Genomic DNA, 13,295 nt, shown 5'->3' on the forward strand with positions numbered 1-13,295 from the left:
GGGTGTTTTTCTTTTTATTGGCGAAAAGGATTGACAATTTGTCAAAGGATAATGTGTGCGGGAATGGTAAAAAAGGCCTTTTTTAGGGTAATTTTACTATGAAGAAATTTGCATGGGCGGTGGTGCGCCCGCAAAAGGAGTACTAACATGGGATGGTTTAAAAGTTTGGGCATTGCCCTCGCTAGTTCTTGTGCAGTTTACGCTGTAACAGTTAACAATCCGATTATGTATGTCGATAGCCCGGACCCTTCCATTGTCCGTGTTGACGACGCCTATTACATGGTGACGACGACCATGCATTTTGCCCCGGGCGTGCCCGTTTTCAAGAGCACGGATTTGGCCCAGTGGCGCACGGTGGGATATGCTTACCAGACACTCACCAACAATGACCAGCAAAATTTGAATGGCGGCAAGGACGCTTACGGTAAGGGTTCTTGGGCGTCGAGCATTCGGTACCACAAGGGATTTTTCTACGTGCTGACTCCGTCTTACACGACGGGGAAGACTCATTTGTACAAAACCGCCGATGTGGAAAGCGGCCAGTGGAGCGAAGTGCAGCTCCCGTTCTATCATGACCCCTCTTTGTTCTTCGATGACGACGGTACCGTGTGGGTGTTCTACGGCAGTGGCGACCAGATTAGCTACGTGCAATTGAACGACGACGCTAGCGGCGTGAAGGCTGGCGGCAAGAGCGGTAAGGTTGGCGGCGTTAGCGTGAATCAGGTGACCGGCACCAGCAATTACTATGTGCAGCAAGAAGGTTCGCACATGGAAAAGGTGAACGGCGAATATTACTTGTTCACGATTTCTTGGCCGGCTGGCAAGAGCCGTAGTGAAATTGTTTACCGTTCCAAGAACTTGCTCTCTGGTTACAGCGGAAGGTACTTCCTTTCTGACAACGGCGTTGCGCAGGGTGGCATCTTTGATACTCCCGATGGCAAGTGGTATGCCCTCTTGTTCCGCGATTCCGGCCCGGTTGGCCGTATGTCGCACTTGGTTCCGATGGAATGGAAAGACGGCTGGCCCGTGCCCACGAGCGGCTCCAAGGCCCCCTCTACAATTGACTTGCCGGAATCTCCGCTGCCGGGCTACGGCATGGTGACTTCTGATGACTTTGAATCTAGCGAACTTGCTCTTGAATGGCAGTTCAACCATAACCCCGATAACAAGAACTGGAGCTTGTCTGCAAATCCGGGCTTCTACCGCATTACTACGAGCCGCACTGATAGTCGAGTGGTGAATGCGAAGAACACCTTGACCCAGCGCTCTTTTGGCCCCAAGTGCTCTGGCCGTACGCTTGTGGATGGCACCGGCATGAAGGATGGCGATATGGCTGGCCTCGTTGCCCTGCAAGATGACAAGGGCTTTGTGGCGCTCGCTAAAGATGGCGGTAGCTACAAGGTGGTGATGTACACCGGAAACAAGAATGGTGAAAGCCTGAAGGATGGCAAGGCGATTTCGGGTTCCAAGGTTTACTTGCGTATCGATTTTGACTTGCCGATTGACCGCGGTACCGCATACTTCTATTACAGTACCGATGGCAATACCTGGACAAAGATTGGTAGCGACGTGAAGCTCAATTACGACCTCCACATGTTCGTGGGCGTCCGTTGGGGCCTCTTCAACTTTGCGACCAAGCAGGCCGGTGGTTACGCAGACTTTGATTGGTTCAAGGTCGGTACCGACGTGAACGATGAAATTTATCTCGATGGCGCTGGCTCTGAACCTGTTCCGCAGACTCCGTTCTGCGCTGCTGGTGAAAATTGCCCTGCCATTGCGCTCCCGGGCAAGATCGAAGCAGAAAACTTCGACGTTCCGGGCAAGGGTAAAGATGGCACCTCTTACTACGATGGCGATTCCGAGAACCACGGCGATAGCGATTACCGCAAGGGCACGGGCGTTGACCTTTACAAGAAGGCAACTGGTGTCATTGTGGGCTACAACAGCGAAGGCGACTGGCTCGAATACACCGTGAACGTAAAGGATGCAGGTGATTACACCATGTTCGCGGCTGTTGCTGCGGCTGGCTCTACCTCGAGCTTCAAGCTCTCCTTGGATGGCAAGGACATTACCGAAGAAATCGCGGTGCCGGCAGCAAGCTCCGGCGAAGAGAATTACGACGATTACAACAAGGTGAAGGCCAATGTAACGCTCCCTGCTGGCGAACATGTGCTCCGCTTTACGGTTACTGGCGCTTGGCTCGATATCGACTACTTCACGTTCGTGAAGGGCGCAAACGCTACGGACCCGGAACCGATTGATCCGACGGGTATCGCAAATGCAGTGCGCTACGATGTGCAGGCCGAACAGGTTTACCGCGTGTATGGCCTGAACGGAAACTTTGTGGGCTCCGTGTTTGCGACAAGTGCAAGCGAGGCTCAGTCTAAGGTGCGCGCCATGGTTTCGGAAAAGGGCGTGTACCTGATTAGAGCGAAGAATGGGATGGTTCATCGCTTTACGGTAACGAAGTAGCCACAAATTTAAGGAGCGAAGGATGTTTGGTATGAAAAATTTGGGCAAGGTGGTGCTTGCCTTTGCAAGTGTTGCGCTGCTTACGGGTCATGCTGTTGCTGACAACATCACAGTTGACGGAAAATCCCGCAGCATGCTCGTGTATGCTCCGTCGGGAATCGAAAAGAATCGCCCGCTCATCATTCAGATGCACGGCATGAACCAAGATGCCCCCTACCAGAAGAATGCGGCGAAGTGGGAATCCATTGCCGATACCGCGCGCTTTGTGGTGGTGTTCCCCAACGGCGAAAATAAGGCCTGGGACATCGGTGGCAATAAAGACATCAATTTTATCAAGGCCATCATCAACGAGATGTATAGCAAGTACGGTATCGACAAGAACCGCGTGTACGTTTCAGGCTTCTCGATGGGCGGCATGATGAGCTACCATGTGGCAAACAAGATGGGCGACCAGATTGCGGCCATTGCTCCTGTTTCGGGCGGGGGTGGAGTGAATTCGCCCAAGCGCGCCATGCCGATTATGCATACGCACGGTACCACCGACGACGTGGTGAATTATAACAGCACCGTGAATACCCTGAAGGGCTGGGTTAATGCGCAAAAATGCTCCAGCAATTCGCAGAAGATCAAGCCGTATCCGTCGACCAAGCCGGGCTCTGCCGCATCGCTCGAAATTTGGAGCGGTTGCACCGATGGCGTCGAAGTGCGCCTGCTGACCATTGACGGCAAGGGCCACTGGTATTCCATGGACGAAGCCGTGAGCGTGAACACGAGCGTGGAAATCTGGAATTTTGTGAAGAACTATTCGCTGGACGGTTCGAACATTACGCCGCCGACCCCTGCGATTGTCGTGCCCACGAACCGCGAAGAAGTCTTTAACGGAGGCTTTGATTCGAGCGCCGTGGCTTGGGACTTGCAGACGCATGGCGACGCTCAGGCCACCGGCGATGCAAAAGATGGCAAGTACAAGCTCGATATTTCGGCAATCGGCACACAGAATTATCAGGTGCAGCTGATCCAGCACGACTTGCGCCTTGTAAAGGACCAGTGGTACGAAATCAGTTTTGATGCCAGTGCAAGTGCTGCCCGTACGCTCGAAGTCAACGTGGAGCAGCATAATGACCCGTGGGCGAGCTACCTCAAGGAAAAGCAGAATTTTGAAATTGGAACAGATGTAAAGAACTTCAAGTTCAATTTCCAGATGACAGCCGCAACGGATACCAACAGCCGCTTGAGTTTTAACGCAGGCGCTGCGACAGGTACGCTCACCTTGGATAATGTCGTACTTAAAAAGATCAATGCCCCGACGGATCCGGAATTGACTGGCATTGCACCGAAAATGGGCTCGGTTGTCGCTGCTACCGCCGAATATGCGGTATATAGCCTCTCCGGCAAACGCCTGGGAACGGTGAAAATTCGCCATGCGACGGAAACGGAGACACTGTTGAAGGCCAAATTCGGGAAGGGCGTCTACATGCTCCGCAGCGAGAACGGCAAAAAGACCTTGTTCCATGTTAAATAAAAACGGTCGCTTTTATCGGTAAAAATTGCTGAAATTCGCTTAAATTCAGAAATAATATGACAAACGGCATTGACAAATAGTCAACGCCGTTTTGCTTTTCTGGGTGAGTTTTCCCTTTTTTTGGGAATATTTTTAAGGTGTAAATATCATCATGGAGTGATGAAGATGTTTGGCTTAAAAAAATACTCGTTCGGCGGGGCTATCGCCCTTGCCTTCTGTGGTTTGGCTTCTCAGGCCTTTGCGCATCCTGACAGCCTGGTGCTTACGCCCCCGCTGGGGTGGAACAGCTGGAACGTGTTCCACGAAAACATCAACGAAAAGCAGATTCAGGAAATCGCCGACGCGATGGTGTCTTCTGGCTTGAAGGACGCGGGCTATATTTACCTGAACCTCGACGACAACTGGATGGATACCAAGCGCGATGCCCAGGGTAACCTCCAGAATAATCCAAAAACCTTCCCGAGCGGCATGAAGGCCATTGCCGATTACGTACATGCGAAGGGCCTTAAGTTCGGCCTTTACGGCGACCGCGGCAAACGTACTTGCCACCATTACAACAGCAAATGGGATAGCCAGAGCGGTTCCAACGGTCACGAAGAACAGGATGCCAAGAAACTCGCCGAATGGGGCGTTGACTACTGGAAGTACGACAACTGCGATTCTGACCCGAATACCCAGGAAAAAGATTACACCGCCATGTCCAAGGCCCTCCGCAATTCCGGACGCGACATCGTGTTCAGCATTTGCATGTGGGAATACAAGGAGTGGATGCCAAAAATTGCGAACCTCTGGCGTACCACTTTCGATATCGGTCCTGAATGGATTTCGACTTCTTGGTATCGCGGCGTCTACGAAATTATCGATGCCAACAACAAGTACTGGCAGATTGCAAAACCCGGCCACTGGAATGACCCGGACATGCTCGAAGTGGGCAACAGGGGCCTCTCTTACGAAGAACAGCGCTCCCAGATGACGATGTGGTCTATTATGGCGGCTCCCATCATGATCAGTTCCGACGTGCGCAACATGAGCAACGAAACCAAGGAACTCTACCTGAACAAGGACATGATTGCCATCAACCAGGATTCTTTGGGCGTTCAGGGCCACCGCATCTCTGACAAGCAAGGCAAGCAGGTCTGGACCAAACCCTTGAAGAATGGCGACCTTGCCGTGGCCCTCCTCAACAACAACAACTCTACTCAGACTGTGGAATGCAACTTTGCAGACATTGGCGTAGAAGGCGAAGTGGAAGTTCGCGATGCCTGGAAAAAGAAGGATCTGGGCCCGCTTTCGCACGTTTCTATCGAACTTCCGGCTCACGGCTCGGCTCTTCTCCGCTTGGTTTTAAAGCCGGTTCCGCGCGCCCCGTTCAAGGGCGAAGCTCTCGCTATTCCGGGTAAAATCGAAGTGGAAGATTTCGACATTAACGGCGTGGGCCAGGGCAATACCACCTATAACGAAAGCGATACCGAAAACCATGGCGATTCTGACTACCGCCCGGGTACAGGCGTGGATCTTTACAAGAAGGCGTCTGGCATCATTGTCGGTTACAACCAGGCGGGCGAATGGCTTGAATACACCGTGAAGGTGGCAAAGACCGGGACTTACGCCATGAACGCCTCCGTTGCCTCTGCCAACAGTACGTCAAGCTTTAAGCTTTCGATGGACGGCAAGGATATTACCGAAGAAATCGCTGTGCCTGCTGCCACCGAGGGCGAAGACAACTACGACGAATACAATACGGTCGAAGCCAAGGTTAGCCTGACCGAAGGCGAACACATTCTCCGCTTTACGGTTACTGGCGACTGGATGGATATCGACTGGATCAAGTTCTGTGAAGGCGAAACCTGCAATACCACGGGCTTGCACAAGTCAATTCCCGCGGCAGTACGCAACACCAATTCTCCGCGACTCCTCAAGAAGGGCAATGCCATGTTCATCGAAAAGAACGGCAAGCGCTTTGACCTGACGGGTCACCGTATCAAGTAATTTTACATCATAATCACTCCTTGGCCCGCCAATCCTGGCGGGCATTTTATTACATTTTTCACTATGAAATTCAAACGCATTCTTCTCAAGCTCAGTGGCGAAGCCCTCGCAGGCGAAAAGGGCCACGGCATCGATAATACTATCCTCTCCGACATGGCTTCGGAAATTGCATCCATCGTTAAGCAGGGCGTTCAAGTGGCTCTCGTGATTGGTGGCGGTAACCTCGTCCGCGGTATTTCCGCTTCTGCAGGTGGCATGAACCGTGCGCAAGGCGACGCCATGGGTATGCTCGGCACGGTCATGAATGGCCTCGCCATGCAAGATGCTTTGGACAAACAGGGTATCGATTCTGTGGTGATGTCCGCTATCCGCATGGAACCGGTTTGCGAATTCTTCGACCGCCGCAAGGCTCTCAAGCTTTTGTCTGCCGGCTCCGTCGTGATTTTCTCGGCCGGTACGGGTAACCCCTTCTTTACCACGGACAGCTGTGCCGCTCTCCGCGCTATCGAAAGCGAATGCGACGTGATTATGAAGGCCACCAAGGTCGATGGCATCTACACCGCAGACCCGGTCAAGGACCCGACGGCAACTCGCTTCGATGATATCAGCTACAAGGAAGTGATCTCCCGCGGTCTCAAGGTCATGGACACCGCAGCCGTTGCACTTTGTATGGAAAACAACATGCCCATCTTCGTTTTCAAGATGGAAAAGGGCAACCTGACCCGCGCCGCCATCGAAGGTGACCTTGGTACGCTAGTGCACTGCTAATTTAAATCAAGCTGTATTTCTGGCTTCGTCCGCCCTTGTTTTCAGGGCGGACGATTTCTTTTTGAATCAAGTCCTGGATGTCGCGGAGTGCGGAATCGTGGCTGGTGCCGGTGAAGGCGGCGACTTCTTTCACCGAGAATACGGCCGGCAATTCTCCGTTCCAGACAGCTTCGACAATCTTCCTTTCGCGCCCACTCAAGTCTGCTTGATGGTTCTTTTGCAGGAACTGCATTTTCTTGAGTGCACCCGTGATTTCGCGCTTGCATTCTTCGATGGATTTTTGCATGGCGTCAAGGAACCATAAAATCCATTCCGTCAAGTCGCCGTTGCCGGCCTGCGCCTTGAATAAAGTCTCAATGTATTTTTCGCGGTTTTTTAAAATTTGTTCGTTCAGCGCATACTGGCAGCGAGTCGTGTCTTCGCTGCGGGCGAGTAGCATGGCGGCGAGCGCGCGGGCAATGCGTCCGTTGCCGTCTTCGAACGGGCGAATCGTCAAAAACCAAAAGTGGGCAATCGCCGCTTTAATGGCGCCGTCTTGCGTCGAGTTTTCAAACCAGTCTATAAAACGCCCGATTTCGAGCGGAATGCGTTCCGGACTTACGCCTGTGAATGTGCCGGCGCCGCTTTCCTTGGTCCTGAAAGTTTTTACTTTGTTCTGACCGATAGCGGCGTGCCATGCGAAAAGCCTCTCTTCGGTCAGCGGGAGTTTGGCGTTTTGAATGGCGCCTACAAAGTTTCGTATGTCGTTCTTGGCGGAATTCTTCTTCAGGATTTCGTCTTCCAGCTTTTGCAGGTCCAGCGGATATCCGTCAAGATTGTAGTTGGCTGCAATGTCGCGGGCCAACATCTTGGTTTCGAAATCGGAATTGCATACCAAATCTGCCACTCCCACGAGAGCTCCTTCGAGTAGGCGGGTCTGCCCCAGGGCGTCAATGACGCTCTGCGCATTGTAGCGGAACTTGGTCCAGTCGGGGTACTGGTGTATGAACAGAGGCTTCGAGACGATCATTTAACGCAAAATATACGTAGATAAGCAGAAAATGCAAGCCCCAAAGGCCTTATTCTAACTTGGAATACGAAATTATAAAAAAAGTTTACTTTTCGGAAAGAAACTGTTTATATTTGTTTACAAGATGGATGAAAGGGGCCAAGCGGTTTTAGGTGTTTGCGCTTGGTGAGAGGCTCGGTGACGGGGTTGGCGTACCGAGCCTCTCCTTTTTTTAATCCCCGCGAATGCGGGGATCGGCTCATGTTTTTTGAATTTCTATTATTGGGCTATGCAAAAAATTGATACCTGGTACAAGGCCGAGGGCTATTGCCCTGCCGAAGAATTTGAACTCGCAAGCTACCTGCTTTTTGAAGCGGGTGTGGCAACTCTCGAAGAATTAGATCCCAAGGCCGAAGGCCGCACGGATTTTTGCTTTTACACTGGCGACAAGGCCGAACGCGACCGCATCGTAAACGAATTCCCGCAGTATCATTTTTCCATCAGCGAAGAACCCGCGAAGGATTGGGACAAGTGGTGGCGCGACCGTGCGCAGCCGGTGTCCGTGTCCCCGCATTTGTGGGTGCGTCCGCCTTGGGTTGAATTTACTCCCGAAGACCCGAAGGCAGTGGTGCTTGAACTTGAAGCCAAGACTGCTTTCGGTACTGGCGAACACGATACCACCAGCAGCTGCGCGACTTTGATGGAATCGATTGATTTTAATGGCAAGACTGTGCTTGATATCGGAACGGGTACGGGCATTTTGGCTATGTATGCCCGCCGCATGGGCGCAAAACTTGCCGTGGGTACTGAAATCGATCCGCTCACGATTCCTTGCATTGCCGAAAACTTCGAACGTAACGGTTTCAAGGAAAGCGACTGTATTCTCGGTTTCCTGGATGCTTTTAAAGATGGCTGCAAGTTCGACGTCATTCTATGTAACATGATCCGCAGCGAACTCTGGCCGCTCCGCGACGATATCGAAGACTTGCTCGCTGATGGTGGCGAACTCATTATTTCGGGACAGCTCCTGACCGAAAAGGATTATATCCTCAAGTGGTTCGAAGAAGCCGGCTTCAAGGTGAAAGTTGAACGCGAAAGTGGCGAATGGTGGAGTGTGCTCGCACACTCCTAACCATATTCCTATTCTTTATTTTTGACGCAGCGCACAGAGCGTGCCACCGACTTCGACTTCGCAAATTTCTCGAGGACGGTGTTGCCGCTTGAAATCGAATAGTAGAATGCCGAGCTGTCGCTCACGATAGTGCTTGTCCAGAACTGCGCGCTTGTTCCGAGTCCTTTGAAGCTTCCGTCGTAGTAACCCGCCGGAATTGCAGTGAACCCATATTCATTTTTAGGATAGGCGATGTCCTTCCACAGGCGGGTTGCTTTCAGCAGGGCGCCGATTTTCGATGTGTTGTTCACGGCCTTTTCAAGGTTGTCCCAATCGGTTCTTGTAGAAATATGCCAACCTTCGGGGCATATGCCCTGTTCGGTTCCGTTCAAGGTGGCGGCATTCCAGGTATAGAGTCTGCCGTAAGTGGTGCAGTTGGTATCGGTGCTGTCGTAACAGAGAGATCCGGTTTTCAGAAGGCTCGTGTTGTCGACATAGTTCATGTTGTCGGCCATCCAGGTGTCATCGCCGATTTTCGTAGTTCTGTAGACCTTGTTGTCGCGGGTGTCGGTATAGGAGCCGAAATCCGTGAATTCGATGGGTGTTGCGCCTTCGTCCCTGATGCAACGTACCGAGAGGTATTTGCGTTTGGCGATTTCAGATAGACTCATGCTGGTGCCGTTAGAGAACATGTAGGCGCTACCTGTAGACGAATCGTTATCGGCGGTCCATAAGCCGGCATAGGAATATGTTTCATATCCGCAGGCGATGTAGTAACCCAAGGGCTGCAGGTTGAAACCTGTGGCGGGATTGAAATTGTTGATTTCGCGCCATCCTTCTGTGGATGAAAGATCTGCAACCTTTTTGCCAACATTTTCGTAAAGGTGTTGAAATTCCTGCTTGTTTGGAATATGCCATCCGCTGGGGCAGAGTCCTTGGGGCTTCTCGGGCACTTCTACGGCTTCCATCATGTTTCCGCTGGGAACATCCAAAGCGGCGTTCCAACGATAGAAGCAGGTGTAGATAGAATCCTTGACGGTATTGCATTTGCTGCCGACACCTTTATCGGCATATCCGCCGTCTGTGACGTAGGTCAGGTTTTCGGCCATCCATACTTGGTCAACAATTTGCGTGGTCTTGTAGACTTTATTGTCGCGCAGGTCGGTAAGGGTGTTTGCTACGCTATCGTAGACGCTACCTGCCTTGGGGGCGGGTTTTGCGCCTTCGTCGATGTCGTAGTTCTTGACGCAACGGACATAGTCCTTTTCGTCTTTAAAGGAACCACCCAGTCCTGCGCCTCCTGCCGAAAAGGTGATTTGCTGGGCGTAGGTATCTGAAAATCTGGGACCGTCTTCTTCGGCAAGCCAGTAACCGCTTTCGGTGTGACCGACAGAACCATAACCGACATAGACCCCGGCGTAAGAAATATAGCCGCCGTATACGGCAGAAAATCCGAACGCATCGGTCGCTGTGGAATCTTCGGGCCAAGCATTATTCCGCTTTGATTTGAGTGCGGCTCCTATGTTGGTGTACCCTTGCTTTTTGACGTAGTTTACAAGAATATTCCAGTCGTGCACTTGCGGCAAATGCCAGCCGTCGGGGCAAATACCTTGATAGTTAAATTTATCGGTGCTGTGACAATAGTTGTTGTGAGGGCGTGATAAGTCAACGGCGTCACCCCAGGGGTACAGTTTTCCGCAGTTGTAACGGGATTCTTCGCTGTTGTCGGTTTTCAGGTCAAGGTTTTGCGCCATCCACGTTTGAATGCCGATTTTTACGGTCTTGTAGACGCTTCCGTCTCGCATGTCCTTGAGTTCACCGTATTCGATGTCGGGATTCAAAAAGACGTCTTGTGTCGACTTTTGGGGGTCAGTGCCGCTAGAAGACGAGTTGCTTCCGTTATTGGTGCTGCTGGAACTGTTGGAAGACTCCGAAGACCCGCTTGTGGCAGAGCTTGAAGAATTGTTCGATTTGCCACTGGACGAGGAATCGTCCTTGTCGCCTGATTTAGAATAGCTCGAAGACGAATCTTGCGAATCGTCGTCATTAGGGCCTGTGGTTCCGTTTTTGGCGCTACAGCCGGCGAGCAAGGCTGCGCATAAGCACGTGTATAAGAAAGTCTTTCCCTTGATGTTCATAGAGCCCCCATTAAAGTGTATTGTAAAACTTAGTATTATTTTCCTCGACGCATGGAACTAAACTGCACTGGAGAGCTGTTTCGCTTCTCATTTCCTCGCTGATTGTCGCGGTTGTTCGGCTTGTTGGTGCGGAAATCGCGACCCTTGTTTGAACCGAAATCGCGACGGTCGTCGTTAAATTTGCGGTCGCTGTGGAAACTCTTGCGCCCTTCGCGGTTGTTGCCGCGGTTTTCACGAGAATTGCCGCCGTTGTTTCCGCTGTTGCCAAACTGGGCTGCGCGGCGTTCCTTGCGAGCGGAGTTTTCCCAGCGGCCCTTGTCGCCGGATTTCTGCGGCACAATAGTGACGGCACGCTGTTCGCGCTTCTGCTGTTCGCGCTCGCGGTATTCGGCGTTTTCTTCGCGTTCCTTGCTGGGGTAGAATTCCTTGCCTTCGGCTTTCGCGCTGCGGCTCAGCAATAGGCGGCCAATCTTGCCGAGTTTCAGGCGCTCGAGTGTGGCGCGAATCTGCGGGCGGTTTTCGGGAATGTACCAGAAGAAGAACTGGCGCTGGCTCCGCTTCTGTTCCGGCGTTTTCGCCACGTAAAGCGGCTTTCCATCCGGCGTCATTTCGCTGTAGAACATCTCGGTCGCAATCGTCATCGGTGTCGGCGTAAAGTCCTGCACCTGTTCCAGCTGGAAACCGAGCTGCTTTGTCTCGAGTGCAAGTTCCGCCATGTCGGCTTCGGTACATCCGGGGTGGCTACTGATAAAGTAAGGAATAATCTGCTGGCGCTTTCCGATGCGCTTGCATTCGTCGTCAAAGAATTCTTTGAACTTATGGAACAAGGTAAAGCTTGGCTTGCGCATCAACTTGAGCACGGCATCGCTGGTATGTTCCGGGGCCACCTTCAGGCGCCCGCTCACATGATAGTCAATCAGTTCGCGGGCGTATTCCTCGTGGTCGCGAATCAGTTCCTTGTCGTCGGTTTCTTGCAGCAGCATGTCGTAACGCACGCCGCTCCCGATAAACAGGTGCTTTACCTTCGGGTGGTTGCGCACTTCGCGATAAAGTTCCAGGAGCTCGTGGTGATGCGTGTCCATGTTGTCGCAGACTTTTGGAGTCAGGCAACTGGGGCGTGCGCACTTTTGGCAACGGCTCGGGTCCTTGCCGCGCATGTTGTACATATTGGCGCTCGGACCGCCCAAATCGGTGATGGTGCCGGCGAATCCGTCCATCTTCGTAATCAAATCGACTTCGCGCAGAATGCTTTCGCGGCTACGGCTCGCAATAAACTTGCCCTGGTGTGCGTTGATGGCGCAAAAACTGCAACCGCCAAAACAGCCGCGGTGCGTGTTGATACTGAACTTGATCATGTCGAACGCAGGCACGTTGCCGCGTTTCTTGTAACGCGGGTGCGGTTCGCGGGCGTAGGGGTATTCAAAGCTCTCGTCGAGTTCGCCGTATTCCAGCGGCGGGTACGCGGGGTTAATCACCACGGTCTGTTCCGCGACATCCTGCAGAATGCGGCGCTGGAACCACTTGTTGCATTCAATGTCCACCTTGCGGCAGTTGTCAATCTGATTGCGCTTATTGGCAAGGCAATCTTCGTAGCTTGCGAGGCGCAAGTCTTCCCACTGCTTGGTCGTAGGGATTTGCCCCTTGGGCGCAAGGTAGGCCGTCTGCGGAATCGAATGCAGGCTTGAAAACGGCACGCCCTTCTTCAAGAGTCGCACGATTTCCTTGAGCGGCTTTTCGCCCATGCCGTACACGAGAATGTCGGCTTGCGTGTCGAAAAGAATGCTCGGCTTGAGTCTGTCGCTCCAGTAGTCGTAATGCGTTACGCGGCGCAGGCTCGATTCAAGTCCGCCAATCAGCAGCGGAACGTCGGGGTAGAGTTTCTTTAAAATCTTTGCGTACGTGTAAGTCGCGTAATCCGGGCGGAACCCAGCCTTGTTGCCGGGCGTAAAGGCGTCATCGCTGCGGAGGCGTTTTGCCGCGGTGTAGTGGTTCACCATGCTGTCCATGCCGCTAGAAATTGCGAAGAACATTCGCGGCTTGCCAAGTTTCTTGAAGTCGCGCAAGTCATCGCGCCAGTTCGGCTGCGGGAGTATTGCCACGCGCAAGCCTTCGTGCTCGAAAAGGCGACCGACCACGGCATGCCCAAAACAGGGGTGGTCCACGTAGGCGTCCGCGCTAATGATAATCACATCGACATAGTCCCAGCCGAGTTCCTCTAGGTCTTCTTTGCAGATGGGTAAAAAGCGCGGATCGTACATAATGTGAAAGATAGTAAATAGTAGGCAGTAGACAGTAGGAAGTGACACG

Annotated in this window: 8 protein-coding genes; 5 read left to right on the top strand and 3 right to left on the bottom strand. The window is 52.5% G+C overall.

Annotated elements, in window-relative coordinates; all coding sequences use genetic code 11:
• Positions 1-147 precede the first annotated feature (147 nt).
• From B9Y58_RS10510 to pyrH, 4 genes are all read left to right on the top strand, one after another.
• Positions 148-2,472: a beta-xylosidase family glycoside hydrolase gene (locus tag B9Y58_RS10510; protein ID WP_073056440.1), complete on the top strand. Its 2,325-nt coding sequence runs from the start codon at positions 148-150 to the stop codon at positions 2,470-2,472.
• 31 nt (positions 2,473-2,503) lie between these two features.
• Positions 2,504-3,994: a carbohydrate binding domain-containing protein gene (locus B9Y58_RS10515; RefSeq protein WP_233247930.1), complete on the top strand. Its 1,491-nt coding sequence runs from the start codon at positions 2,504-2,506 to the stop codon at positions 3,992-3,994.
• A 165-nt stretch (positions 3,995-4,159) separates the two neighbouring features.
• On the top strand, positions 4,160-5,983 hold the full coding sequence (locus tag B9Y58_RS10520) for a carbohydrate-binding protein (protein ID WP_233247931.1): 1,824 nt from the start codon (positions 4,160-4,162) through the stop codon (positions 5,981-5,983).
• A gap of 63 nt (positions 5,984-6,046) precedes the next feature.
• Positions 6,047-6,751 carry a UMP kinase gene (gene pyrH / locus B9Y58_RS10525; protein ID WP_072798184.1) on the top strand — a complete coding sequence of 235 codons (705 nt, stop codon included), beginning with the start codon at positions 6,047-6,049 and terminating at the stop codon, positions 6,749-6,751.
• Position 6,752: 1 nt separating this feature from the next.
• On the opposite strand, the gene B9Y58_RS10530 is transcribed toward pyrH, so the two are convergent.
• On the bottom strand, positions 6,753-7,760 hold the full coding sequence (locus B9Y58_RS10530; RefSeq protein WP_073056438.1) for a Fic family protein: 1,008 nt from the start codon (positions 7,758-7,760) through the stop codon (positions 6,753-6,755).
• A 268-nt stretch (positions 7,761-8,028) separates the two neighbouring features.
• Here B9Y58_RS10530 and B9Y58_RS10535 point away from each other — a divergent pair, with 268 nt between their 5' ends.
• On the top strand, positions 8,029-8,871 hold the full coding sequence (locus B9Y58_RS10535) for a 50S ribosomal protein L11 methyltransferase (protein ID WP_073056437.1): 843 nt from the start codon (positions 8,029-8,031) through the stop codon (positions 8,869-8,871).
• Between the two features lie 8 nt (positions 8,872-8,879).
• Here the strand turns inward: B9Y58_RS10535 and B9Y58_RS10540 are convergent, their stop codons facing one another.
• Positions 8,880-10,988, bottom strand: coding sequence for an FISUMP domain-containing protein (locus tag B9Y58_RS10540; protein WP_073056436.1), 2,109 nt, complete (start codon positions 10,986-10,988; stop codon positions 8,880-8,882).
• 35 nt (positions 10,989-11,023) lie between these two features.
• Positions 11,024-13,246, bottom strand: a complete 2,223-nt coding sequence (locus B9Y58_RS10545; RefSeq protein WP_083532312.1) for a YgiQ family radical SAM protein — start codon at positions 13,244-13,246, stop codon at positions 11,024-11,026.
• Positions 13,247-13,295: the final 49 nt, after the last annotated feature.

It is taken from the genome of Fibrobacter sp. UWB15 (genome assembly GCF_900177705.1).
Lineage (GTDB): Bacteria > Fibrobacterota > Fibrobacteria > Fibrobacterales > Fibrobacteraceae > Fibrobacter.